The organism is Massilia suwonensis, assembly GCF_042655665.1.
Lineage (GTDB): Bacteria > Pseudomonadota > Gammaproteobacteria > Burkholderiales > Burkholderiaceae_D > Telluria > Telluria suwonensis.
On the sequence record NZ_JBHSMR010000008.1, the window covers coordinates 397,716 to 423,081 of the forward strand.

Consider the following 25,366-nt stretch of genomic DNA (forward strand, 5'->3'; position numbering starts at 1 on the left):
TTACGCCCATGAGTGTTGCATAACATACTCAAGTGGAAAATTTTTTAATTGCAGTTGGTAAATACGTTGAGATATGATAAACAATTCAAACTGAAAGTCGACATGGCGCCGCCAATGAACCGAAATTGGCAGTTTGCCGCCTTCCTCAGCGTTGGCGTCGTTGCGACTGCAGCGCACTACCTTGTCATGGGTGTGCTGGCCAGCGGTTTAGGTGTCTCAGGCGTGGTGGCCGCATCTGGCGGCTATCTCGCCGGTGCGCTCGTCAGCTACGTTTGTAACTACCGGGTCACATTTAGAAGTACACAATCTCACGTCGAGACCTTGCCGAGGTTCCTCGGAGTCGTCCTGCTCGGTTTCGCCGTGAATACCCAGATCGTTGCTGCCGGCATTACCTGGCTACACCTTCACTATCTGCTGGCGCAAGGAATCGCGACCGTCGTGGTGTTTCTGCTTAACTTTACGTTGAGTAAAGTTTGGGCATTTAAGGAAAGATAACATGGACCAGCTTCCAGCCGCCGCACTCTTGCAACCCGCGCTCCTGTCGGTCATCGTGCCCGCATATAACGAGCACGAAGTCCTGCCCGAATTCCACCGCCGCCTGGCCGCCGTGCTGGCGCCGCTGCCCCTGCGCAGCGAGATCATCTATGTCAACGACGGCAGCACCGACAACACGCTGGACGTGATCCGCGAACTGCGCGCCAACTGGCCCGACGTGACCGTGGTCGACCTGAGCCGCAACTTCGGCAAGGAAGCGGCCATGACGGCCGGTTTCGATTTAGCGCGCGGCGATGCCGTCGTCGTCATCGACGCCGACCTGCAGGATCCGCCGGAACTCATCCCCGCGATGGTGGAAAAGTGGCAGGCCGGTTTCGACATGGTGTATGCCCAGCGTACCGTGCGCGACGGCGAGTCGCGCATCAAGAAAAGCACCTCTTACCTGTTCTATCGCCTGATCCAGCGCGTGAGCCGGGTCCGGATCCCGAAGGATACGGGCGACTATCGCCTGCTCAGCCGCCGCGCGGTGACGGCGCTCAATTCGCTGCGCGAGCAGCACCGTTTCATGAAGGGGCTGTTCGCCTTCATCGGCTTCCCCCAGACCGCCATTCCCTATCGCCGCGACCCGCGCTTTGCCGGCGAAACCAAGTTCAATTACTGGAAGCTGTGGAATTTCGCGATCGAAGGGTTCACCTCGTTCACGATCGCGCCGCTGAAAGTGGCCACCTACACGGGCATTTTTACATCCCTGGTGGCCTTCCTCTACGGGATGTATGTCGTGTATAAAACCCTGGTGCATGGGGAAAGCGTGGCCGGCTATCCGTCGCTGATGGTGGTGATGAGCTTCCTGGGCGGCGCCCAGCTGGCCTTCATCGGGATCCTGGGCGAATACATCGGCCGCATGTTCAACGAGACCAAGCGCCGTCCCCTGTATTTCCTGAACGCGTACGAGCCTTCCGACAGCACGGCGCCTGCCGCCATGGCTTCCGCCTGGAACGCCATGGCCCCGACGGGACGATGAGCGGCGCACGCATGCTCGGGCTGCTCGAGCGCGGATGGATGGCGACCGAGACCTGGGTCGCCGCGGCGCTGCTCGGCGCCGCCGTCCTGATCGGCCCTTACTACCTGGTGCACCTGCCGAACGCCGGGCGTGCCGGCACGCTGGCGCTGCTGGCCGCCGGCTGCCTGCTCGCGGCCGTGCTGATCGGTCCGATGGGCGGGCGCCTGCTGCAGCGCCTGCGCGCGGCGACCGCCGGGATCGACGCCGGCAACGGCTTTGCCTTCGTCCTGGCGGCGGGTGTCGTGGCCCAGCTGGCCGTGGCCCTGCTGACCCAGCCGATACCGAATTCCGACGGCGGCAACTACCTGCAGCTGGCCAATGACCTGGCGCTGGGCCAGCCCTACCAGGATCCGGAAGGCCACCGCGCCTTCTGGCCGCCCGGCTTCCCGCTGGTGCTGTCGCCCTTCGTCGTCCTGGCCGGCGCCAACCTGGTGGCGGTCACCCTGTGCAATTTGTTCCTGTACCTGGTCGGCGTCTTCAGCGCGCGCGGGCTCGGCGCGGCATTGTTCGGCGCGCGCACCGGCGTGATCGCCGCGCTGCTGTTTACCTTCTGGCCGAGCCGGCTGCTCACCGCGGCGGTCGCGTCCAAGGAAAACCTGACGATTGCCGCCGTCCTGGCCGGCACCATGCTGTGCGTGCGCGGCCTGCAGGGCGCGCGCCTGCGCTGGGGCCATGCCGCCGGCGCCGGCATCGCCTTCGGTATCGCCGGCCTGGCCCAGCCCGGCCTGCTGCTGTTCGTGCTGGCGATGCCGCTGTGCTACCGCCACCTGCGCGGCGCGAGCCTGTGGCGTTACTTCGGTTTTTCGGCGATCGTGCTGGCCTGCGCCGCGCTTGCCCTGGTGCCGTGGCAGATGCGTAACTGCGCCTTGTTCGAAGGCCAGTTCTGCGGCGTGGCCACCAATGGCGGCAGCGTGTTCTACCGGGCGAACAATCCGCTCGCGACCGGCGAGTGGACGGCCGAGGGCGCCATACCGATCACCCACCTGCCCGAACTCGAACAGAACCGCCTGGGTTTCGAACTGGGCAAACAGTGGATCCTGGCCAATCCGGGCGATTTCGCGATCCTGGCGGCCAAGAAGCTCGGCCTGCTCCTGCGTGACGACCGCTACGGCGCCTACTGGGGCGTGCTGCGCGGTACCGGTTTCGAACACACGAAGGCGATCCGCCTGGCCTCGTCCGAACGCATGCTGGCGTACCAGGTCCTGAACACGCTGTCCTGGCTGTTCTGGGCCGGCGTCACCGGCCTGATCGCCCACCGGCTGATCCGGCTGGGGCGGCGCGGCGACCGCGCCACCATCGGACGCCTGCTGCCCCTGCTGTATCCGCTGCTGTACAGCGCGGCCGTGTTCGCCGTCTTCGAAAGCGACCGCCGCCAGCACATGATGGCGCTGGCGCTGCTGCTCGTGCTCGCGGCCTGGGCCATCGAGCAGGGCGGCGGCGAGCAAGCCCCCCAGGCCGCGCGTTAATACCGCGCGGTTTTTCTTTTCTCTTCCAAAGGCGACACGATGACCAGCCGCGCTCCGCTGCATATCCCTTATCTCGACGGCTGGCGCGGCCTGGCGATCGTGTTTGTCCTGATCGGCCACTTCAGCCGCACGCCGGTGTTCGGCTGGCTCGGCTGGTTCGGCGTGGCCCTGTTCTTTGCGCTCTCGGGCCGGCTGATGGGCGAACTCCTGTTCGTCAAGCGGGTCAGGCTGGGCGAGTTCTTCGTGCGCCGCGCCACCCGCGTCCTGCCGACCTTCTGGCTGTTCATCGCGACCATGGCGCTGGCCACGCTCGCCCTGCCTGACTGGCACGCGAGCGGCGAGCAGGTGCTGACGACCCTGGCCTTCCTGAGTACGTATTTCCCGCCCGAGGCGAGTACGCAGCACCATGCCTGGCCGGTCGGTCATATCTGGTCGCTGAACGTCGAGGAACATACCTATGTCTGGCTGGCGGGATGCGCGGTCCTGGCCCGGGTCCTGCGCATTCCGGCGCAGTGGCTGCTGCTGGCCACGTTTGCGCTGGGACTGGCCTGCATGCTGCACTACATGGGCCTGGCCGACGCGCCGGCGCACTGGCAATGGCGCACCGAGGTGGCCTCGATGGCCATCGTCGCCTCGGCGGCGGTGCGCTGCCTGCCCCTGCTGCGCAGCCGCGCGCTGGCGCCGCTGCCGCTGCTGGCCTGTGCCCTGGCGGCCGTCTGCTACGCCAGCTACCTGCACAAGGGCGTCCACCTGTGGCTGGCATCGCTGTGCCTGGCCTTTGCCGTCAACTACCTGCACGTCACGCCCGCCAGGCTGCTGCAGCTGCTGGCCAGCCCATGGCTGCGCTGGTTCGGACGCTGTTCGTTTTCGCTGTACCTGTGGCAGCAGCCCTTCTTTGCGGCCGTCAACGCCGGCGCACTGCATCCGGTCCTGGGCCTGCTGGGCGGCGTGAGCGTCGGCGCGCTGTCCTTCTATCTGTTCGAAGATCCGGCGCGCCGCTACCTGAACGGGAAGTGGGCGCAGCGCGCGGCACGCCCGCTGCCGGCCGAAGTCAACGATGAAGAAAGGGCGGCCGGCTAGGTTTTAAAAGGTCGAAAAAAAACCCAGCCACCGCGGTGGCTGGGTTTTTTTATTGTCGCTGGGCGCGGCGCCGGCGATGCTTAGCGCGGCACGATCGCGAACTGCGGGCTCAGGCCATAGTCCGGCTTGACGCTACGCGACATGAAGGTGCTCCATGCGGCGGCGCCGTTCGGCAGGCGGGCATCGACCGAATAGGCCAGGGCCGGCTGCATGTTCGACGGATAGCCGCTATGGCCCGACGAATAACCCACCATTTCACCGACCTTCAGCTTCAGGTAGGCGGCCATTGCCGGGCTGTTGCAGGCGAGGCCGCGCAGTTCCGCCGGCTGGGTGGCGGCAACGGCTTGCGCCATCGTCGCGTACAGCGGGGTGGTCGCCGAGTCGCGGATGTTCAGCGAATACAGCGAAGCGTTGATCCAGCACAGGTCCGGATCGGTCATGCGCAGCAGCGGCGCCTTCGCTTTCCAGCTCAACAGGGTCTTGGCGCCATCGAAGCCGAGTTCGGCAGCGTGGCCGACGGCAGCGGTGAAGAAGTCGTCCTGCCACGGCGCGATGCCGCGCTTTGTGTTGTAGATCACCGCACTGCCCATGTCGAGCACACCGAAGATGTTGGCCGATGCGTTATTCGTATAGGTCTTGTTGTACCAGTCCAGGTTGCTCGTCAGGACACGGGCGAAATGCGGCTTCAGGCGGTCGCTGTCGGGCGTGATGTAGGCCGCTTCGGCCAGCGTGCGCAGGCTCCAGGCCTGGCCGCGTACCTGGTCGGGCCAGAGCAGGCCCTGGATGTTGCTGCGGTAACCCGGATTCGACATGAACACGTTGTACATGGCCCAGAACTGCAGCTCTTCCAGATAGTAGTAGTCGCCGGTGACCAGGTAAGGCAGGTAGGCGAAACCCGGCTGGTGCGAGGTGTCGGCGACGTTGCTCGAGCCGCAGACAGCGCCGACCGCGCATTTCGGGAAGGCTTCCAGCAGTTTCGTGGCGGGGTTGCGGGTATCGGTTGCCACGCCCAGGATGGTCATGTACGGAAAGTCGATCAGGCTGACCGGACGGTCCGTGTTCTTGTCGCGGTAATGAATGGTCCAGGTGCCGGCCAGGTCGCCGTTACCCAGCGTTACTTCCTTGGCACGTGCATCCATCGACAGCAGGTAAGTGGCCGCCCAGCCCGGCAGTAGGCCGATTTCGTCGCGCCCGCCGGTGCTCGGCATATAGGAGTTGGCTGTACCGACATTCATCGGTTCGATGGCCGTACCGGTCCACTTCGCCTTCAGGGCGGCCAGGGCCGATTCGCGCACGACCACGCTCTGGTCGTAGTTCGGCACCGCGCGGCTGGCGATCAGGTAGGCGATGTTGTGCTTGACGTGGGCTTGCGACGCGTCGCCGCCCCACCAGAAGGTCTTGCGCCAGCGGCTGTGGTGGTAGTGGGTCAGGCCCGGCTTCGAATACACGACGGCGCCGCGCACCATGACTTCGGCGTCATAGGTGAGATTCTGCGGATTCGGCTCGTAGGCCCAGGCGTTTTCCAGCGTGACGTCGACGCGCGCCTTCTTGATCGCGTCGTACCAGCGGATCGCGAAGCGCGCCGTCAGGTGCGGGTGGGCCACGCCGTCGACCGTCTTCAGCGGCGCCGTGACTTGCCACTCGTTGGCGACCGCGCCCGAGAGCCAGGTCTGGTAGGCGCCGCCGAGCTTGATGATGTCGTCGGCCGAGGCGTTGTAGCGCACGCCGTCGATGGTGGCGTGCACGGAACTGCTGAAACCGTTCATCAAGAGGGTCTTCGGACCCATGCCGGTGCTGCGCGGTGCGTTCGACTTCATCAGCGACAGCAAGCGCGTTTCGCTCGCGTTCATGCTCGGGACGATGCCGGACACCACGGCGTGGCGCACCGAACCATCGGGGTGGGTGGCCTTGACGTCGAGCTGCAATGGAATCTCGGTGCCGTTATCGAAGCGGCCGACCAGCGAATCGGCCGGCTGCATGTCGCCGGCGGCGAACACCTGGCCGAAGGTCACCGGCAGGTTCGTCTGGGCGGCGGCGGTGGTGTTCTGGATGCGCACGTCGGTGACCACGCCGAATACGCTGTAGGCGGTGGTGGTCGCGGCCGTGCTGGTGGCGGTCGTATTGGTTGCGGCCGTGCTGGTCGGGGCGGCAGGCGGCACGATGGTGTCCGCCGGCGCCGCGGCTACGGGAGCGGTCATGCCATTATCGGTGACGGTCGTGGCCGGTGCAGCCGCTGGCGGCTGGGTGGCCGGCGCCGTCGTTTGTGCCGTCGTGGTGGAAGGGGGCGATGCAGCCGACGCAGCCGAGGTAGCCGAGGTGGTCGTGGTGGCCGGGGTCACGCTGGCAGTCGAGGTGGAACCGCCGCCGCCGCCGCCGCCGCAGGCCACGAGTGTGGTGCCGAATGCCGCGATTGCGGCAATTCGCATTGCAAAGTGTTGGAGTGGGAGTGTCATGGCAGTCTTCGAGGAGTTACTTTGGAGAATAAATTATTGCTCCAAGGAATTCTCGAAGGTTACGCCAAAGCAAAACTGAACAACAGGAAAATCAAAGCCCTTGTTCCGAATTTCGTCCAAATACAACACAACGTTGTCGATTATTTTACGAATATTATTCGTTATGAAATCGAATCAGTATGTATTTATATAGTCATTGCGTGTATTGACGCAATAAAAAAACCGCCCATGCGGGCGGTTTGCGGTACTGCTTATTGTATAAGCTCAACGCGAGGAAGCGACCATGAAGTCGACGGCAGCCTTGACGTCGGCATCCGGCGCGGTGGACCCGCCTTTTGGCGGCATCACGCCGGCCTTGCCCTGGAAGCCTTTGATTGCATGCTCGTACAGCACGGCATTGCCCTGCTTGATGCGCGGCGCCCAGGCCGCCTTGTCGGCCATTTTCGGCGCACCGGCGATGCCGGCGCCGTGGCAGGCGATGCAGGCGCTGTTGTACAGGGCCTTGCCGGTGTCGGCACTGGCGACGGCCGGTGCAGCCGCCGCGGCAGGTGCAGCAGCTGGAGCAGCAGCTGGAGCAGCAGCTGGAGCAGCGGCCGGGGTGGCGCTGGCCGGCGTACCGGCGACCGGCGCCGCCGTGGCGGCGTTCGCAGCGACGGGCGCGGCGGCGGTATCAAGGCCGGCAGGCGCGGCGGCAGCAGCCGGCGCTGCTGCGGGAACAGCCGGCTCCTTGAACTTGGCGCCGCTCTGGTTGGCCATGTACACCACGGCGCGCTCGACTTCGACGTTGTCCAGGTCGGGATTGCCGCCCTTGGCCGGCATCGCGCGGATGCCCTCGATCGCATGTTTCACGAGCGTGTCGTAGCCCTGCGCCAGGCGCGCGGTCCAGTCGCCGGCACTGCCGACCTTCGGTGCACCGGCGGCGCCGCTGGCGTGGCAGGCCGCGCACACGGCCGTGTACACGGCGTTACCTGCTTGCAGGACTTTCGGCGCGTTCGCGTCGCGCAAGATAAAACCTTCTTCGGCGACCGGGCGCAGGCGCTGGGCTACCGCTTCCGGACCGAGACTGTTGGTGCCGGCGCCTTCGAGTTTGTCGTTGGTGACGAAGGAGACAAGCAGGATGATGCCGATGACGATTACCAGGAAGAAGCCTGCGACCACCCCGATGAGTTGCTTGGGCGTCCGGATAAACGATTGTTCATTGTGTGCGTCGCTCATGATTTCCTTAATACGATTAAAAAAACCTGCTACCCGGCGTTTGTTCTTCCTGCATGACTTTTTGGAAAGGCCCGCCAATCGGCGATTATAGTCTCAAAAGATGCCCTATGGCACATGACTCGTTTGCAACTTCTACTTTCCATGGACGGGGGCCGCGAAAGAATGTATCCTTCGCATCGCTCAGGCGTTTCCTCGCGAAGTGTCCTCGACGCGTTCCCCCGTGCGGCTGTAGCTCAGTGGATAGAGTATTGGCCTCCGAAGCCAAGGGTCGCTGGTTCGATCCCAGCCAGCCGCACCATTCGTACCGCCTCCCCGTACGACTTGTTTCCCTTCTGTTTCCATTGTCGTCGGCCATGCCGCTTGGGCAGGCGCCGTCATAGCGTAATGTAGCGCCGCAGGCGTCCGCCCAGGCTGTTCGCCACGCCCAGCGGCAGTTTCTGCCAGGCGCTTTCGATCAGCGGGCGCAGCGACGAGGCGCCGCCTTTCGCTGCCGGCGCGGCGATGGCCGCCACGCCTTGCGCATCCCATTCCTTCCAGTCGAGCGCCACCGGCTGCGCGCCCCATTGTTTCTTGAATTTATAGGTGCCTTCGCCGAAGGTCGAGCGGCCGAAGTCGAACTGGCGCACCCCGATCTCGCACAGATAAGCCTGGATCGCCCAGTACAGCAGCATGTTCGGCGCCAGCGAGTTGTATTCGGCCAGGGTCGAGGCCCAGGGAATGACGGCCTTGTCGCCGCAGCGCAATACCCAGCCGGCGCCGACCGCCTTGCCTTCGTTGCGCACGACTACCAGGAACATGTCGCCGGCCGTGCTGTAGTGACGGTGGATCGCGTCGAACCAGGCCCGGCTGTGCGGCGGACTGCCCAGGCGCCGCATGTTGCGGCTGTAGACGTCGTAAAAGGCGCCGACCGCATCGAGACCGGTGACCACCTCGGACGTCAACCCGTTCTTTTCCGCCTTGCGCACCTGGCTGCGCAGCTTGGGAGGGTAGGACTGCATCAGGGCCGCCGCGCTCTCGGGCAGGCCGAGCAGCATGCGTACCTTGCGGCCTTCGAGCGCGGCGTCTTCTTCCGTCCCCGGGGCCGAGCAGCGCAGTTCCAGGCCGGTCGCGCCCTGCGGCCCGGCATCGTGGCGCGCGCGCGCCATCAGTTCGTCTGCCACCTCGGACGAGACGGCCAGCGGCCCGCCCAGGTCGCAGAAGGGGAGCGAGATCCAGCGCGGACGCGACAAAGGACGGGCGACCGCGCACAGCGGCAGCATGCCGGCCAGCTCCCCGCCTTGCCTGGCGACCAGCACCTTGCCGGCATAGCCATAGGCGCCCGCAACGGCGCGGCGCCAGGCGGCCAATTGGTAGGCGTTGCCTCCCGGATGGGCACGCACGAAGGCGTCCAGCGCATCGTTGGCGGGGTCCATGTTGTCGAGGTAGGAGAATGTAAGGTCGTTCAAGCGCTGCTCCTGCTGTGGCATCGGTGTTGGCTCCGATGCATGATGGGTCGCGCGAGATTGTAATCGATCGACAACATTTTCCGCGTAGGCAATCCAAATGTGTGCAGCGCGCACGATTCATTTTCTTACGGAACTTGTCAGACAGAAAATGCTATATTGCACAGTGTCATGCGGGCGCCGAGGCTTGTTCTCCTGCGAACAGCGGTTCATGCTCCCTGAATACCCGGGCGCCGGCCAGTTCGGTCACCGCAGAGCATCAAAAAACAACGAAACAGGCGGATGCAAATACAACATCATTCCTGCATCCCTGTTGTTGATGGCGTACAAACGAGGCTGCTCAGTTGAGGCAAGTCTAGTTCCCATGCTATATTAAATATTGGCATAATTGCAAAATTTTATTCGATAACGGAAGCTGATAATGAAAGCAGATCAGGTCGTCGCGGTAGTAGGACTGGGTTACGTCGGGTTACCGCTCGCAGTGGAGTTCGGCAAGAAAGTACGGACGATTGGTTTCGACCTGTCGGCGTCGAAAATCGAAAACTACAAAAAATTCATCGATCCGACCGGCGAAGTGTCGACCGAGCAGCTGCAGGCCGCGCGCCAGCTGGAAGTCACCACCGATGCCAGCCTGCTGGCGCAGGCGGACTACGTCGTCGTGGCCGTACCGACCCCGGTCGACATCGCCCACAATCCGGATTTCACGCCGCTGATCGGCGCCAGCACCACGGTTGGTAAAAACCTGAAGCCGGGCGCGATCGTCATTTTCGAGTCGACCGTGTATCCGGGCGCGACCGAAGAAGTCTGCATCCCGCTGCTGGAAAAGCATTCGGGCACCAAGTGGAAAGAGGGTTTCCACGTCGGCTTCTCGCCTGAGCGCATCAACCCGGGCGACAAGGAACACACGCTGACCACGATCCTGAAAGTCGTCTCCGGCGACGACGCCGAGACCCTGGAAAGCGTCGCCCAGCTGTACGAGACCGTGATCACGGCCGGCGTGCACCGCGCCTCGAGCATCAAGGTCGCCGAAGCGGCCAAGGTGATCGAAAACACCCAGCGCGACCTGAACATCGCCCTGATGAACGAACTGGCGATCATCTTCGACAAGATCGGCATCGATACGCTGGAAGTGCTGAAAGCGGCCGGCACCAAGTGGAACTTCCTGCCGTTCCGTCCGGGCCTGGTCGGCGGCCACTGCATCGGCGTCGATCCGTACTACCTGACCCACAAGGCCGAGATGGTCGGCTACCACCCGCAGGTGATCCTGGCGGGCCGCCGCATCAACGACGGCATGGCGAAATTTGTTGCCGAAAAGACCGTAAAGTCGATGATTTCCTCGGGCTTCCAGGTCAAGGGCGCCAAGGTCAACGTGATCGGCCTGACCTTCAAGGAAAACTGCCCGGACCTGCGCAATTCGAAAGTGGCCGACATCGTCCACGAACTGCAAAGCTACGGCGTCGACGTGCACGTCTGGGATCCGCTGGCCGACGCCGAGGAAGCCCAGCACGAATACGGCATCAAGCTGGAAAGCTCCTGGGACGCGCTGCCGAAGGCGGACGCCCTGATCGCCGCCGTGCCGCACAAAGAAGTGCTGGCGATGTCGCTGACCGATTTCCAGAGCAAGCTGAACAACGGCGGCTGCTTCATCGACGTCAAGTCGCAATTCGACGAAAAAGCCATCCGCGAGGCCGGCTACTGCGTCTGGCGCCTGTAAGTATTGTGCGCGGGACGAGCCGCCGCTCCACCGCGGCGGCTTTGTGCGTTCCGCCAGCGTCCGAATGGACGACGTGCCAGTGCATCAACGAGAAAGTGTTCTGAAACTGTGAATAAGATTCAAGACGTTAGGCAGCAGCTGGGCCAGCAAAGCCACCACTGGCTGGTCACCGGCGCGGCCGGCTTCATCGGCTCGAACCTGGTCGAGGCCTTGCTCAAGCTCGGCCAGCGTATCACCGGGCTCGACAATTTCGCGACCGGGCACCGTCACAACTTGGAGCAGGTGAAAGAATCTGTCACAGAAGAGGCCTGGATGAAATTTAATTTCATCGAAGGCGATATTCGCAACCCGGCCGATTGTGCCCGCGCCTGCGACGGCGTGGAGTTCGTATTACACCAGGCCGCGCTCGGTTCCGTGTCGCGCTCGATCGACGATCCGGCCACGACCAACGAGGTCAACGTCACCGGCTTCCTGAACATGCTGGTCGCCGCGCGCGATGCGAAAGTCCGCCGCTTCGTCTACGCCGCCTCGAGCTCGACCTACGGCGACCATCCGGACCTGCCGAAAGTGGAAAACGTGATCGGCAACCCGCTGTCTCCGTATGCCGTGACCAAGTACGTCAACGAGCTGTACGCGAACGTATTCGGCCGTACCTACGGCATGGAAACGATCGGCCTGCGCTACTTCAACGTGTTCGGCCCGCGCCAGGATCCGAACGGCGCCTACGCCGCCGTGATCCCGCAATGGGTCGCCGCGCTGATCCGCAACCAGGAACTGCGCATCAATGGCGACGGCGAGACCAGCCGCGACTTCTGCTACATCGACAACGTGGTGCAGGCGAACCTGCTGGCGGCCATGGCGGCGCCGGAAGCCGTCAACCAGGTCTACAACGTCGCGCTCAACGAGAGAACCAGCCTGAACGGGCTGTACGCGATGATGCGAGATTTGCTGCGCGCGCGCTTCCCGCATGTGGACGCGCACCAGCCGCACTATGTCGATTTTCGCCGTGGCGACGTGCGCCACTCGCAAGCCGACATCGGCAAGGCCGCCACGCTGCTGGGCTATGCGCCCACGCACCGGATCGGCGAAGGCCTGCGCCAGGCCATGGATTGGTATGTCGACGACCTGCAACGGTCTGATGCAGCTAAGTAAGTAAAAAGAATCAGGAGGCTGACGTGTTCAGGATTTCTAACCATTACGTGTCGAAGATCGTATCCGTCCTGCTGGTCGTGGAAGTGCTGGTGCTGCTCGGCGCCGCCTACGCGGGTGCGGCCTTGCGCTACATGGACATCGGCACCACGGTGACGGTTCCGTCGCTCGACCATTTCTTCACCTCGGCCGTCGCGTTTGCGCTGGCGATCGTGTTCAGCATGAGCGCGATGGGCATGTACCAGCTCGATTTCGAGGAAGGCCTGCGCCATCCCTTCCTGATGAAGCTGATGCCGTCCTTCGTGATGGGCTTCCTGATCCTGACCCTGGTGTTCTACGTCGCGCCGGAACTGTCCTTCGGCCGCAGCATCCTGCTGCTGGTGTTCGCGCTGGCGGCGGTCGGCATTTTTATTGCGCGGATGATCTTCTTCAAGACTTCCGAAGCGCGCTTCCTGCAGTCGCGCATCATGTTCCTGGGCGGCGGACCGCTGGCTAAGGAATGCAGCGAACTGGCCGAGCGCGCCAATCGTTACCACCGCTACGACATCGCCGGCTTCATTCCGGCCCCGGGCGAGGAACTCTGCGTGAGCCAGTCGAACCTGCTCAAGATGCGCGACGGCGAATCGCTGCTGAAACTGGCGCGCCAATACAACGTGTCGGAAATCGTGGTCTCGGTACAGAACCGCCGCGGCGGCTTCCCGATCAAGGAACTGCTCGACTGCAAGCTGCAAGGCTACAAGGTCACCGACGCCGCCACCTTCTTCGAACGCGAAACCTGCCAGATCCGGGTCGATTCCCTGCAGCCGAGCTGGCTGGTCTTCGGCGGCGGCTTCGACCAGAGTTTCGTGCGCACCTTCATGAAGCGCACCTTCGACCTGGTGTGCAGCATCCTGATCCTGGCGCTGACCTTCCCGCTGATGATGCTGGCCGCGCTGGCCGTCTGGCTGGAAGACCGCGGTCCGATCTTCTATTCGCAGGAACGGGTGGGCAAGGACGGCAAAAGCTTCTTCGTCCACAAATTCCGCAGCATGCGCGCCGACGCCGAAAAGAGCGGCAAGCCGCAATGGGCGGCGCAGAACGACCCGCGCGTCACCCGCGTCGGCAACTTCATGCGCAAGACCCGGATCGACGAGCTGCCGCAGATCCTGAACGTGTTCAAGGGCGAGATGTCCTTCGTCGGCCCGCGTCCGGAGCGCCCATATTTTGTCGAGCAGCTGATCGAAGTGGTCCCGTACTACAATGTCCGCCACAGCATCAAGCCAGGCATCACCGGCTGGGCCCAGGTGCGTTACGGCTACGGTTCCTCGGCCGAGGACGCGCTGCAAAAGCTGCAGTACGACCTCTATTACGTCAAGAACAACAGCCTGTTCCTCGACTTCCTGGTCCTGATTAATACGCTCAAGGTCGTGCTGTTCCGCAGCGGCCGCTGAGGGAGACGCGATAAACCTACTGCGCGTCGGATCTTTGGCCTGCGATGCTCGCTGTACAGCCGTACAGCTGCGCTTCTCGGCCAAACCTCCTTCCGCTCGCTACGGTTTCTCGCATCTCCCTGAGCCTCTAACTAAGAGCCGATCGAAACAAATGATTTGCCCGGTTCGTCCACATGGATAGTGTCTCTCTCACCAGTATCGCTACTTACAGCTACGGCCTCGCGGCCCTCGGCTTCCTGCTGCTGGGCGTGCCGCTGCTGACCAGCTGGCGCGGGCGGGCGCATGGGCCGCTGCTGGTCGCCGCCTGCCTGATCTCGAGCTTCTGGGCCGCTTCCCTGGCCTGGGCCGCCACCGACTTGCTGATGTGGACCGACCTCTCGGACGGTTTCGAGGTCGCGCGCAACGCCGTCTGGTCGCTGTTCCTCGTCGTGCTGCTGGGCGACTGGCGCCAGGCCGGCAGCCGCCTGCCGTTTGGACTGAAGCCGACGCTGTTCGCGGCTGCCGTCTGCTATCTGATCGCGCTAGGCGCCGCCATCCTCGGCTACTGGGACCTCTCGCTGGGCAACAGCGTGCTGCCGGTGACGGTGCGCGTGGTGCAGGCGGTCGGCGGCATGCTGCTGGTCGAGCAGGCCTACCGCAACAAGACCACCCAGGAACGCTGGGCGATCAAGTTCGCCTGCCTCGGCATCGGCGGCATGTTCGCCTACGATTTTTATTTGTACAGCCACGCAATGCTGTTCCGCGAAGTCGATCCGGACATCTGGGCCGCGCGCGGCGTGATCAACGCGCTGACCGTGCCGCTGCTGGCCCTGTCGATGCGGCGCGCCAAATCCTGGCGCTCGCCGCTGGCGGTGTCGCGCCGCGCCATGTTTCACTCGGCCGCGCTGTTCGGTTCCGCGATCTACCTGCTGGCGATGGGCTCGGCCGGCTACTACCTGCGCTACTTCGGCGGCAGCTGGGGCACGGTGATGCAGGTGACCTTCCTGTTCGGCGCGCTGCTGCTGCTGGCCGGGATCCTGTTCTCCGGCACCTTCCGCGCCTGGCTGAAGGTCTTCATTTCCAAGCATTTCTATAGCTACGGCTACGACTACCGCGAAGAGTGGATGCGCTTTACGCGCACCCTGTCGGCGGCCGGCCCGCACCTGGGCGAGCGCACCGTGCAGGCCGTCGCCGCCCTCGTCGAAAGCCCGGGTGGGGGGCTGTGGCTGCGCCGCGATGGCGGCCGCTTCGAACCCGTGGCCGGCTGGGAAGTGCCGCTGCCGGTCGATGTCGAACCCGCCGATTCTCCGCTGTGCCGCTTCCTCGAATCGACCCAGTGGGTGATCGACCTCGACGAATACGCGGACGACCCGGCCAAGTACGATAATTTGCAGCTGCCCGACTGGCTGCGCGCCTGGCCGCGCGGCTGGCTGGTGGTGCCGCTGATGATGGGCACCGAACTGTTCGGCTTCGTCGTGCTGCAGACCGCGCGCAGCCCGGTGAAACTGAACTGGGAAGTGCTGGACCTGCTGGAAATCGCCGGCAGCCAGGCCGCCAGCTACCTGGCGCAGCAGGACGCGGCCAACGAACTGATGGTGGCGCGCCAGTTCGAATCCTTCAACCGCATGTCGACCTTCGTCGTGCACGACCTGAAAAACCTGGTGTCGCAGCTGTCGCTGATGAACGCCAACGCCGAGAAGCACAAGCACAACCCCGAGTTCCAGGCCGACATGCTGGAAACGGTGTCCCTGTCGGTGCAGAAGATGCGCCTGATGCTGCAAAAACTCTCGCGCATCGACGTCGAGGAAAAGCCGGTGCCGCTCGCGGTGGACCAGGTGGTGCGCCAGGCGGTGGCGAACAAGGCGGCCTTCGAGCCGCGCCCGCGCCTGGACGTGCGCGACACCGGCCTGCGCGTGCGGGCCGACCGCGAGCGCCTCGAGCGCGTGGTGGGCCACCTGATCCAGAATGCGATCGAGGCCACCCCGAAAGACGGCAGCGTCACCATCGCCCTGATGCAGGAGGGCGAGACGGTGCGCATCGAGATCACCGATACGGGGGAGGGGATGAGCGAAGAGTTCATCCGCGAGCGCCTGTTCAAGCCTTTCGAGTCGACCAAGTCGGCCGGCATGGGCATCGGCGTGTTCGAAAGCCGCGAATACATCAACGAGCTGGGCGGGCGGCTGGAAGTCGTCAGCACGCCGGCGCTCGGCACCACTTTCAAAGTCATCCTGCCCCTGTACCGGCAGGATGCGCTGCTCGTCGACCGTGCAGCCTGACACCGAGGATTGACCACTGTGACCCAGAACAAACCGAAACTCCTGATCATCGAAGACGACCCGGGCCTGCAAAAGCAGCTCAAATGGAGCCTGGACGCGTATGACGTGGCCGTCGCCGGCGACCGCGAAGCGGCGCTGGCGCAGATCCGCCGCCACGAACCGGCGGTGGTGACCATGGACCTGGGCCTGCCGCCTGACCCGGACGGCTCGACCGAGGGCCTGGCCACCCTGCAGCAGATCCTGGCCCTGGCGCCGGACACGCGCGTGATCGTCCTGACCGGCAACCAGGACCATGCGAATGCCGTGAAGGCGATCGGCCTGGGCGCCTACGATTTTCACCAGAAGCCCTGCGACCCCGAAGTGCTGAACCTGGTGATCCAGCGCGCCTTCTTCCTGCACGAGCTGCAGCAGGAAAACCGCCGCATGCAGAGAGAGCAAGCCGATTCGCCGATGGCCGGCGTGATCTCGCGCGCCCCGTCGATGCTGAAAATCTGCCGCAACGTCGAAAAGGTCGCGCCGACTTCGGCCTCCGTGATGCTGCTGGGCGAATCCGGCACCGGTAAAGAAGTGCTGGCGCGCGCCGTGCACGCATTGAGCCCGCGCTCGAAAGAACGCTTCATGGCGATCAACTGCGCGGCAATTCCGGAAAACCTGCTCGAATCGGAACTCTTCGGCTACGAGAAGGGCGCCTTTACCGGCGCGGCCAAGCAGACCAAGGGTAAAGTGGAACTGGCCCACGGCGGGACCTTCTTCCTCGATGAAGTCGGCGACCTGCCGATGCCGCTGCAAGCCAAGCTGCTGCGCTTCCTGCAGGAGCGCGTGATCGAGCGCATCGGCGGCCACGAAGAGATTCCGGTCGACGTGCGCATCGTCTGCGCGACCCACCAGAAACTCAAGGAGCTGTGCGCGCAAGGGCGCTTCCGCGAAGACTTGTATTACCGCCTGTCCGAGATCGTGGTGACGATCCCGCCGCTGCGCGAGCGCGAAGGCGACGCCGCCCTGCTGGCTCACCACTTCAAAAACAAGTTCTGCGCCGCCGAAGGCCGCGGCTCGCTGCATTTCGCGCCGGACGCGATCGCCGCCATCGAAGCCTATCCATGGCCGGGCAATGTGCGCGAGATGGAAAATTATATTAAACGCGCCGTGATCATGGCCGACGGGAACACGATCGTCGCCGACGACCTGGGCCTGCCGGGAGAGGGCCTTGAAGAAGAGCCGATCAACCTGCGGCAAGTGCGCGACGAGGCCGAATATAAAGCCATCGTCAAGGCGTTGGCACGCGTGGACGGCAACATCGTCAAGGCTTCCGAAATCCTCGGCATCAGCCGCCCGACCATGTACGACCTGATGAGCCGTCACAACATCAAGACCGCGGCATGAAGTGGATCGCAGCGCTGGCCGTACCGCTGGTACTGGCGGCGGCCGGCGCCGGTGCCGGTCTGGCTTTCCTGCAGTCGCAAGGCGTCACGCCGCGCGCGCTGGCGCCGTATATCCTGAAACGCACCAGCGGCCACAACGCCTCGATCGAAAGCGTGGGCCGCTTCACGGCGGCGACCTTGCTCGAGCTTGACCGCGGGCAGGCCGCTTCGTACGCGGCGCCGGCGCTGCGCCTGGGCGCCCAGCTCGAGGCCGTGCCGGCCCCGCCCGGACACGAGCGCCTGGTGGGCTCGGTCGACGAAGCGCGCCGCGCCATGGCGGTTGCCGTGCCGGGCGATATCATCACCTTCCTGCCCGGCGACTACCTGCTGCGCAAGACGCTGTACGCGACCCGGCCCGGTTCGGCGGCCGCGCCCATCGTCGTGCGCGCCGCGCGTCCGGGCACGGTCAACATCGCGGTCCAGGCCGGCGAAGGTTTTACGGTGATGGCGCCGTACTGGCGCTTCGATAATTTGCACCTGCGCGGCGCCTGCAGTGCCGACGAATACTGCGACCACGCCTTCCACGTGGTCGGCGGCGCCCATCACTTCGCCGCCCGCAACAACACGATCCGGGATTTCAATGCCCACTTTAAAATCAACGGCAATCGCTACGGCTTTCCCGACCATGGCCTGATCGAAGCGAACACCCTGGCCAATGCGGCGCCGCGCATGACGGCGCGTCCGGTCACGCCGATCGACCTGGTCGCCGCCAGCGACTGGACCATCCGCGCCAACCTGATCCAGGACTTCGTCAAGGCCTGGGGCGACCAGGTCAGCTACGGCGCCTTTGCCAAGGGCGCGGCCGAGCGCACCGTGTTCGAGCGCAACGTGGTGCTGTGCGAAGCGGCGCTCAAGGGGCAGCCGGGACAGCGCATCGGCCTGTCCTTTGGCGGCGGCGCCACCGGCAAGCGCTATTGCCGCGACGCGCGCTGCATCACCGAGCACGCCGGCGGCAGCATGCGCGCCAACCTGGTGGCCGGCTGCTCCGACGTCGGCATCTACCTGAACAGCGCGGCGGGCACGCAGCTGGTCGACAACACCCTGCTCGACACGGCCGGGGTGCAGGTGCGCTTCCCGACCAGCAGCGCCACGCTCGAAGGCAACCTGGTCGACGGCCCCCTGCGTGCCGACGACGGCGGCCTGCTGCGCGGCGAGAACAACCTCGCCACGCCGATCTGGCAGCTCTATCTCGGCCGCCATCCGCAGCGCGCGCTGTTCGCCGATCCGGCGCGGCTCGACCTGCGCTGGCGCGACCAGGCGCGGCACGAAGCAAGCGCAGCGGCCGTCGGGCTATGCGGGAGCGCCCGCGAGCGCCAACGAAGCTATGGCGCCTTCGACGATTTCAGCGCATGCCTGCGCGCGGGCGCACGCAACTGAAGCGATTTACCATTGTTAACCCTTCATGCAAGTGTGGAGTACTGAATGCCTAGTGTGACCTCCCGTTGGGCCGTTGCGATCTTTACGGCACGCGAATCGCTGCCGGTGCTGTCGGCCACCGTGCGCGCCGCGATCGCCGCCTGCGCCGGCCGGCAAGCGACGATCGATGTCCTCATCAACGGCAACCATGCGCTGGCCGCCGATTTCGCCGACGTGGCGGCGACGATCGCGACCGGAGGCTGCAGCTTGCGCGTCTGGTCGATTGCCGCGCCCGACAAGGCGCACACCTGGAACGAGTATATCCACCGCATCTGGGATACCGGCGGCCTCACCTTCTTCATCGATGGCTATGCGCGGATCAGGCCGGACGCCCTGGCGGCCATCGAGCGGCGCCTGGACAGTGCGCCGGATGCGATGGCGGCGAGCGGCGTGCCCACCTCCGGGCGCTCGGCCACGCGCCTGCGCGAAGCCATGCTGCGCAGCGGCGGCATCCACGGCAACCTGTATGCGCTGAAGGCGAGCAGCATGGAGCTGATCCGCAACGCCGGTTTCCGCATGCCGCTCGGGCTGTACCGCACCGACCCCATGCTGGGCGCGGTCCTGTGCTACAAGCTCGACCCCGCCAGGCACGAGTGGAAGGGGGGCACCGTCGTGGCCGTCGCCGATGCGACCTGGGACGTCGACGGGATCTCCGAACTGAGCTACAAGAAGCTCGTCGCCTACTTCAAGCGGAGATTGCGCCAGGCCGTCGGGACGCTCGAAAGCCGGGCGCTGCGCGAACACATGACGATCAAGCGCCTGCCGCCGCAGCAGCTGCCGGCGACGGCGCAGGACATGATCAATCAATGGCTGCGCGAGCAACCGGAGCAGGCGCGCAAGATGTTCCTGAAGGACCCGTCCTGCCTGTACGCCGCACGCCAACTGCGTGCGCCGCGCGACTGGTCGGCGGCGCAAGTGGCGCCCCTGTTGCTGCGCACGCAGCCATCGGAAGCGGTCGCGGCCTGACCCTGTCAGGCCGGCCGGATGTTCTGATTCGCGCGGAACAGGTTGTTCGGATCGTACTGCGCCTTGACCTGCCTGAGCCGCTCGTAGTTCGGACCGTAGGCTTCGGCGATGCGGTCGACCTCGTCCTCGTTGAGAAAATTGATGTAGACGCCGCCGGCCGCATGGGGCGCCGCCGCCTTGAAAAATTCGCGCGCCCAAGCCAGGCAGCCTGCATCCTCGTTCGGCGTGTCCCAGCGCGTGTGCACGTTCATCGCGTACAGCGCCTTGCGGTGCGGGTAGGCCGTCTCTTCGGGCGCGCGGGTATTCGCCGCGCCGCCGATCAGTCCCAGGAAAATCTCGCTTTGCGTGGACGGCAGCCTGCCGGCGTAGTCGATCACGACGTCGATGGCGGCATCGGACAAGGTATTGAAATTGTGCGACTTCCAGTAATTGCGCGCCGGCGGCACCAGTAGCGGGTCGAATGCCTGCTGCCAGGCGGCATAGGGCACGGCGCCCACGTGTTCGCCGAGCGGGGTACCGAAACTCCTTACCGTATCGAGCGCATCCTGTACCTGGTCCGGCGGCAGCGGCGAGAAAAAGGCGAGCGCCACGATCCCGCTGCCGTGCACCGATTCGGGCAGGAAGGGCAGCGGCGGCGCGCCGCGCAGCACGGCCCAGACCGAGACGTTGTCGTCGAGCGCTTCGACGTAGTCGCGGTAGCTGCGCAGCAGGGAACGCGCCTGGCCGAACGGGAACACGATCAGGCCGGCGGTGACCAGCGGTCCGACCGGGTGCAGGGCGAACTCGAAGGTGGTCACCACCCCGAAATTGCCGCCGCCGCCGCGGATGGCCCAGAACAGGTCGGGGTAATGGTCGCGGTCGACGTGCAGGCGCTCGCCGCCGGCGGTGACGATGTCGGCCGATACCAGGTTGTCGACGGCGAGGCCGTGCTTGCGCGTCAGCCAGCCAAAGCCGCCGCCGAGGGTCAGGCCGCCGACGCCGGTGGTCGAATTGATGCCGAGCGGCGTGGCCAGCCCATAAGCTTGCGTCTCGTGGTCGACGTCGCGCAGGAGCGCGCCGCCCTCGACCCAGGCGCGCTGCCTGTGCGGCGCCACCTGCACCGAGCGCATGCCGGATAAATCGATCACCAGGCCGTCGTTGACGAGCGCGCTGCCGGCGATGTTGTGGCCGCCGCCGCGCACGGCCAGCGGCAGGCCGCGCTCGCGCGCGAAGTCGACGGCGGTGCGCACGTCGGCCGCGCCGGCGCAGCGCACGATCATGGCCGGGCGCCTGTCGATCATCGCATTCCAGATTTTACGGGCCCCCTCGTAGTCCGCATCCTGCGGCAGCAGCACGGTCCCCCTCAGGCTGCCTTGCAAAACCTCCTTCTCGCTGCGTTCGATGGTGTCCATCACCTACCTCCGCATTGGTTCGTTGACGAACTTTCAGGATAGGGAAACACTGGAGAGATGCAAGCGAGCCCGGCGCCCGCCGGAGGGCCTGCTTACCAGCTGCGCAGCCAGTCGCGCGTCCAGTTCGATACCTGGTCCTGCCAGGGCCGCCTGGAGAAGGTGTGGTCGGCCTTGTCGATCTGCTGGCGCGTAAAGCGCGGCGCGCCCAGCAATTTCTGCCAGGCGCCGGGGCGGCTGGAAAGATCGGCGAATTCCTGGGCCGTCAGGTCGGCGCCGCTCAGCACGACCAGCACGCGGCCATGGAAGCCGGTCAGTGCGCCGTGCATGCGTTCAGGCAGCGGTGCGCCCTCACCGCCATCGCCGTCTCCGGCGCCGCGGTTCGGACTGAAGGCCTTGCCGACGTTGTCCCACAGCGAACTGACTGAAGCCTTGACGTCGAACTCGCCTTTTTTGATCTTGTTCCACAGGCGCGGATCGAACAGGCGGTCCTTGTAGTAATGCTTGATGGTGGCACGCGCGGCGCCTTCCTCGGTGCGGACCCAGGGATTCAGTAATACCAATCCGGCCACGCGCGCATCCTGCGGCGCGTACAGCGCGGCGGCCGAGGCGCCGTCGCACAGGCCCCACAGCACGACTTCCGTCATGCCCGGCACTTCGCTCATGAAACGGTCGATGGCGGCGCGCAGGTCTTCGTCGACGTTGTCGAAGGTTTGCAGGTCTCCCTCGCTGTCGCCCATGCCGCGGTAGTCGAAGCGCATGGCGGGGATGCCGGCGGCGGCCAGGTCGCGCGCGAGCAGGGTGAACTGGCGGTGGCTGCCGGCGCGGTATTGCGGGCCGCCGACGACGATCAGGACGCCGCGGCGCGCGGCCGTTGCCGCCTGCGGCAGGCTGAGAATGCCGTACAGCCAGGCGCCGCGGCAGGCGAAGGCGAGGGCGCGTTCAGTCATGGGATGTCTCCAGGCTGGCGAGCGTGGCCTCCAGCAGGCTCGGGCAGTCGACCGTTTCCGGCGCGGTCCAGAACTGTGGTCCCTGCACCGTGTGCACGTCGACCCGGCTGCCCTGCAATCTCCAGGTATCGGCCACGCGCACGGCGGCCGGCGGCAGCGGGCGGCCGGCCGTGGCCGTGACTTCGAACCAGCTGATCGGGCAACGGGGGCCGAGCGCGCGCGCATCGGCCGCGTCCAGGCCGGCGGCCAGCTGCGGGTTGAGCTGGTAGCCGGCGATCTCGAGCGATTCGCCGGCGGCAAGGGCTTCGCGCAGGACTTCGGTGCCGCCGCTGTCGCTGCCGCCGGCCAGCAGTTCGCCGGCCAGGCGCAGGCGCAGGAAGCCGTTCAGGTAGCCGGAGCCGTTGGTGACCGGCTGCCACAGCAGCAGGCGTTCGGGCGGCACGGCGGCGGTCTGGGCGTGGGCCACCGCGAGCAGGGCGCCGACGCGCAGGCCCATCAAGCCGGCCGTGCGTCCCAGGCGCTCTTCGATCCAGGCGCGGCCGGCTGTGATGTCGCGCAGCCAGCCGTCCCAGCTGGCGTCGCCGAAATCCCCGGCACTGTCGCCGCAGCCGTGCAGGTCGAGCAGCAGCACGCCGTAGCCCTGTGCGGCCAGGGCGCGCGCGCCCAGCGCGGCCATGCGGCGCGAGCGGTTCATCTCTTCGGCGAAGGGGTGGACGTAGACCAGTGCGCCGCGGCACTCGCCGACAGGCGCGTGGTAGAGGCAGAAGCGCTGGCCGTCGGGCGTGTCGAGGAAGAACGCGTCGGCGGGCGCGTGGCCGGGGAGGTCCATGCCCGGTTTATTCCGCGCGCTCGGCCACGAAGGCAGCCAGGCTGCCGAGGGTGGCGAAGGTGCTGGCGCTGATGTCGTCGTCGTCGACCATGATCCCGAAATGCTCTTCCAGGGCGCCGATCAGGGTCACCACCGCCATCGAGTCGAGCTCGGGCAGGCTGCCCAGCAGCGGCGAATCGGCGTCCAGCGATTGCCCGGCCGGGCCCAGGTTGAGCACGTCGATCAGGAGGGTTTTGACTTCTTGAAGGTACTTCATAGGCTTGTCGTCGTAGGGTGGGCCGGGCGGGATGGTGCCGCGGAGCGCGCGTCGAGCAGCGCATGCAGGCGGGCCAGTCCCGGCCAGCGGTAATAATTGACATGGTACATAGTGCGTACCTCTTCCGTCCAGCGCGTATGCCACTCCATCACGCGGCCGTAGAATTCCAGGCGGGTAAAACGGCCGTCGAACAGGGTACGGGTCGCTTCCTCGCGCATCAAGAGGGTGGGCGATAAATTCGACGGTACGCTCTCGTCGTAGGCCGTTTTCAGCACCACGATGCTGTCGCCATCCTCGACGCACAGGTCCATGGCCACCAGCTGTTCGCCGAAATAATAGCGGTAGACGCTGGCGGCATCGCGCGCCGCCATTCCTTCGAGCATGGCGCGGTAGTAGCGGCCCTGCGCATTCTCGCTGCTCACAGCCGTGCCTTCGCCGCCCTTCCAGCCCGTCGTTTCCAGGCGGCCGTAGTCGGCGACCGCCTGCGCCATGGCGGAGGGAGAACGGTCGACCACCATGCGCGTGATGACGCCTTCGCGTTCCAGGCGCGCGCGCTGCTTCTTTAAATTGCCGCGCAGGTTTTTGCCGCGCGCGTTCCAGTAGTCGTCGAAGGAACCGGCCAGCGTCACGCGCGCCGTGTCGATGTAGTCGAGGGTGCGCACCAGCGGGCCGTCATGCGGCCGCGGCGACAGCTGCGGATCCATCTGCGTCAGCGCCAGCAGCAGGGGGAAGCCGGGCAAGGCGCCGAGCAGGCTGCGCGCGGCGGCGGCCGTGTCGAGGCTTGCATCCTGCAGCCACAGCCCGACCGGGGCCTGGGCCGGCTGAAAAGTGCTCCAGGCGCCGCGCCGGCTCGGGCGCACGATCGCCATGGCGCGCACCCGGCCGCCTTCGCGCAGGCAGGCCAGCAGTTCGTCGCCGCGCCCGAAGGTTTCAATGAGTGGTGCAACAAAATCCACGGCCAGCAAGGAAGCGGCGTGTTGGGCGGCGTGCAGCCGGTCCCACTCCCCGGCGTGGCGCGCGAATTCGCGGGCGGGCGTTAAAGTCCAGCTCATGCCGTCACCGCCTCGCGCAGGGTGGCTGCGAGCCAGGTGACTTCTGCTTCCGTCAGCTCCTGGTGGCAGGGCAGGGCCAGCACGTGGGTGGCCAAGTGGGCGCTGTTGGCGCAGGTGCTTGCGTCGACGCCGCGCCAGAACGGCGTGCCGAAGCGCGTCAGCGGCACGCCGCGCGCCTGCAGGCGTGCGAACAGGGCTTCGGGATCGTCGGCCAGCAGCGGGAAGACCCAGGGACAGGCGCCGTCCGGCAGGCGCGGGTGCAATGGGCGCACGCCGGGCAGGTCGCGCACTGCCGTTTCAAGCCGCGCGTAATGACGGCGGCGCATTGCAGCGATGCGGCCCGGCGCGGCCAGTCTCAGCATGGCGCGCGCGAACAGAGACGAGCGTTTATCCAGCCAGTTCGGGTCGAAATTAAAACTGCTGTCGGAGGAAGCAGGCGCCAGCGCCGGGGCGGCACTGCCGCGCCGGCGTTTCAGCAGTCCCCACACGGCCGCCTTGGCGCGCAGCGGCAAGCTCAAGGCGGCGCGCACGGCCGGCAGGCGGCCGTAGGCGAAACCGCGCTCGAGCGAATTCAGGGCCACTTTCAGCTCGAAACCGGCGCCGGCCGAACGCAGCACGACTTTATGTAAAGGGTGGCGTGCCGAGACCAGCGCGCCGCCTTCATAGATTGGCAGGAATTTCATGCTGCTGGCGATCGCGTAATCTCCCCAGGCGCCGACCGGGCGGCCGTCGCGTTCGCCGATAAAACAGTGGGCGCAATCCTCGATCAGGGCGACCCCGCGCGCGTCGCACAGGGCGCGGACCGGCGCCAGGTCTTGCGGGAAGCCGAAATAATGGGTGACCATCACGGCGCGCACGCCGGGCGTCATTTTCTGCGCCAGGTCGGCGAGGTCGACCGAGGTGTCCATCTGCACGCGATAGAACACAGGCTCGGCGCCGCGCCAGAGCACCGGCGGCACCATCGAAGCGCTGTGATAAGCCGGCACCAGCACGCGCTGGCACGGCTGCAGGTCCAGTTCGCGCAGGGCGAGGGCGATCGCGACGCGGCCGCTCGTCACCAGGCGGACCTCGCCGGCGTCGAGCACGGTGCGCACGGGGACCTCATATGCGCGCCGGAACGAGGACGCCGACAGGATCGGCGCCAGCGGAATCAGGGGCCGGCCGGGAGATGGGTGCGCGAGCATCCGGCCAGTATAAACCGGCAGTTGAAAAATTTGCCACGAGACATCCCTCATTGCCGCGCCAGCGCGCCGATTCGGCAGGGCAGGGCAGCGCCAAGCTGTTAAGATTGCGGGCTGTGCGGCCAGGCCGCGCGCCTGCAGACGATTCCCG

The 25,366-nt window shown here is 65.6% G+C and carries 20 protein-coding genes and 1 tRNA gene; 12 read left to right on the top strand and 9 right to left on the bottom strand.

What is annotated here, in order from left to right; genetic code table 11:
• Window positions 1-114: 114 nt before the first annotated feature.
• The 4 genes from ACFPQ5_RS05335 to ACFPQ5_RS05350 are packed head-to-tail and all read left to right on the top strand — an operon-like array spanning window position 115 to window position 4,101.
• On the top strand, window positions 115-495 hold the full coding sequence (locus ACFPQ5_RS05335; protein ID WP_379752236.1) for a GtrA family protein: 381 nt from the start codon (window positions 115-117) through the stop codon (window positions 493-495).
• Window position 496: 1 nt separating this feature from the next.
• Window positions 497-1,516 carry a glycosyltransferase family 2 protein gene (locus tag ACFPQ5_RS05340; protein WP_379752237.1) on the top strand — a complete coding sequence of 340 codons (1,020 nt, stop codon included), beginning with the start codon at window positions 497-499 and terminating at the stop codon, window positions 1,514-1,516.
• A complete protein-coding gene (locus ACFPQ5_RS05345) occupies window positions 1,513-3,021 on the top strand; it encodes an ArnT family glycosyltransferase (protein WP_379752238.1) in 1,509 nt (502 codons plus the stop codon). Before ACFPQ5_RS05340 ends, ACFPQ5_RS05345 begins: the two co-directional genes overlap by 4 nt.
• A gap of 39 nt (window positions 3,022-3,060) precedes the next feature.
• Window positions 3,061-4,101: an acyltransferase family protein gene (locus tag ACFPQ5_RS05350; protein ID WP_379752239.1), complete on the top strand. Its 1,041-nt coding sequence runs from the start codon at window positions 3,061-3,063 to the stop codon at window positions 4,099-4,101.
• 80 nt (window positions 4,102-4,181) lie between these two features.
• Here the strand turns inward: ACFPQ5_RS05350 and ACFPQ5_RS05355 are convergent, their stop codons facing one another.
• Both ACFPQ5_RS05355 and ACFPQ5_RS05360 read right to left on the bottom strand, forming a co-directional pair.
• A complete protein-coding gene (locus ACFPQ5_RS05355; protein ID WP_379752240.1) occupies window positions 4,182-6,527 on the bottom strand; it encodes an RIFT barrel domain-containing protein in 2,346 nt (781 codons plus the stop codon).
• 291 nt (window positions 6,528-6,818) lie between these two features.
• Window positions 6,819-7,769, bottom strand: coding sequence for a c-type cytochrome (locus ACFPQ5_RS05360; RefSeq protein WP_379752241.1), 951 nt, complete (start codon window positions 7,767-7,769; stop codon window positions 6,819-6,821).
• A gap of 222 nt (window positions 7,770-7,991) precedes the next feature.
• On the opposite strand from ACFPQ5_RS05360, the gene ACFPQ5_RS05365 reads away from it, so the two are divergent.
• A tRNA-Arg gene (locus ACFPQ5_RS05365) sits at window positions 7,992-8,067 on the top strand.
• Window positions 8,068-8,143: 76 nt separating this feature from the next.
• Here the strand turns inward: ACFPQ5_RS05365 and ACFPQ5_RS05370 are convergent.
• Window positions 8,144-9,214, bottom strand: coding sequence for a GNAT family N-acetyltransferase (locus tag ACFPQ5_RS05370; protein WP_379752242.1), 1,071 nt, complete (start codon window positions 9,212-9,214; stop codon window positions 8,144-8,146).
• A gap of 418 nt (window positions 9,215-9,632) precedes the next feature.
• Between ACFPQ5_RS05370 and ACFPQ5_RS05375 the strand changes: the two genes are divergently transcribed.
• The 7 genes from ACFPQ5_RS05375 (at window position 9,633) to ACFPQ5_RS05405 (ending at window position 19,559) form a co-directional block, all read left to right on the top strand.
• A complete protein-coding gene (locus ACFPQ5_RS05375; RefSeq protein WP_379752243.1) occupies window positions 9,633-10,925 on the top strand; it encodes a nucleotide sugar dehydrogenase in 1,293 nt (430 codons plus the stop codon).
• A 108-nt stretch (window positions 10,926-11,033) separates the two neighbouring features.
• A complete protein-coding gene (locus tag ACFPQ5_RS05380; protein ID WP_379752244.1) occupies window positions 11,034-12,077 on the top strand; it encodes an SDR family oxidoreductase in 1,044 nt (347 codons plus the stop codon).
• 23 nt (window positions 12,078-12,100) lie between these two features.
• The gene (locus tag ACFPQ5_RS05385; protein ID WP_379752245.1) at window positions 12,101-13,504 is read left to right on the top strand and encodes a TIGR03013 family XrtA/PEP-CTERM system glycosyltransferase; all 1,404 of its coding nucleotides are present in this window, start codon (window positions 12,101-12,103) and stop codon (window positions 13,502-13,504) included.
• A 173-nt stretch (window positions 13,505-13,677) separates the two neighbouring features.
• On the top strand, window positions 13,678-15,759 hold the full coding sequence (gene prsK / locus ACFPQ5_RS05390) for an XrtA/PEP-CTERM system histidine kinase PrsK (RefSeq protein WP_379752246.1): 2,082 nt from the start codon (window positions 13,678-13,680) through the stop codon (window positions 15,757-15,759).
• A gap of 18 nt (window positions 15,760-15,777) precedes the next feature.
• Window positions 15,778-17,139, top strand: a complete 1,362-nt coding sequence (prsR, locus tag ACFPQ5_RS05395) for a PEP-CTERM-box response regulator transcription factor (protein ID WP_379752247.1) — start codon at window positions 15,778-15,780, stop codon at window positions 17,137-17,139.
• Window positions 17,136-18,554: a right-handed parallel beta-helix repeat-containing protein gene (locus ACFPQ5_RS05400; protein WP_379752248.1), complete on the top strand. Its 1,419-nt coding sequence runs from the start codon at window positions 17,136-17,138 to the stop codon at window positions 18,552-18,554. Before prsR ends, ACFPQ5_RS05400 begins: the two co-directional genes overlap by 4 nt.
• 45 nt (window positions 18,555-18,599) lie before the next feature.
• Window positions 18,600-19,559, top strand: coding sequence for a hypothetical protein (locus ACFPQ5_RS05405; protein ID WP_379752249.1), 960 nt, complete (start codon window positions 18,600-18,602; stop codon window positions 19,557-19,559).
• Window positions 19,560-19,564: 5 nt separating this feature from the next.
• Here the strand turns inward: ACFPQ5_RS05405 and ACFPQ5_RS05410 are convergent, their stop codons facing one another.
• The 6 genes from ACFPQ5_RS05410 to ACFPQ5_RS05435 all read right to left on the bottom strand — a co-directional run bounded on the left by ACFPQ5_RS05410 (window position 19,565) and on the right by ACFPQ5_RS05435 (window position 25,218).
• Entirely contained in the window at window positions 19,565-20,950 is a 1,386-nt protein-coding gene (locus ACFPQ5_RS05410; protein WP_379752250.1) for an FAD-binding oxidoreductase, read from the bottom strand.
• Between the two features lie 92 nt (window positions 20,951-21,042).
• Window positions 21,043-21,897: a hydrolase 1, exosortase A system-associated gene (locus ACFPQ5_RS05415; RefSeq protein ID WP_379752251.1), complete on the bottom strand. Its 855-nt coding sequence runs from the start codon at window positions 21,895-21,897 to the stop codon at window positions 21,043-21,045.
• Complete coding sequence (locus ACFPQ5_RS05420) at window positions 21,890-22,726, bottom strand: hydrolase 2, exosortase A system-associated (protein ID WP_379752252.1); 837 nt, start codon at window positions 22,724-22,726, stop codon at window positions 21,890-21,892. Before ACFPQ5_RS05420 ends, ACFPQ5_RS05415 begins: the two co-directional genes overlap by 8 nt.
• A 7-nt stretch (window positions 22,727-22,733) precedes the next feature.
• A complete protein-coding gene (locus tag ACFPQ5_RS05425) occupies window positions 22,734-22,982 on the bottom strand; it encodes an acyl carrier protein (protein ID WP_379752253.1) in 249 nt (82 codons plus the stop codon).
• On the bottom strand, window positions 22,979-24,034 hold the full coding sequence (locus tag ACFPQ5_RS05430) for a GNAT family N-acetyltransferase (RefSeq protein WP_379752254.1): 1,056 nt from the start codon (window positions 24,032-24,034) through the stop codon (window positions 22,979-22,981). The genes ACFPQ5_RS05425 and ACFPQ5_RS05430 overlap by 4 nt, the downstream gene beginning before the upstream one ends.
• Window positions 24,031-25,218 (bottom strand): DegT/DnrJ/EryC1/StrS family aminotransferase, encoded by a 1,188-nt coding sequence (locus ACFPQ5_RS05435; RefSeq protein ID WP_379752255.1) that lies wholly within the window; start codon window positions 25,216-25,218, stop codon window positions 24,031-24,033. Before ACFPQ5_RS05435 ends, ACFPQ5_RS05430 begins: the two co-directional genes overlap by 4 nt.
• Window positions 25,219-25,366: the final 148 nt, after the last annotated feature.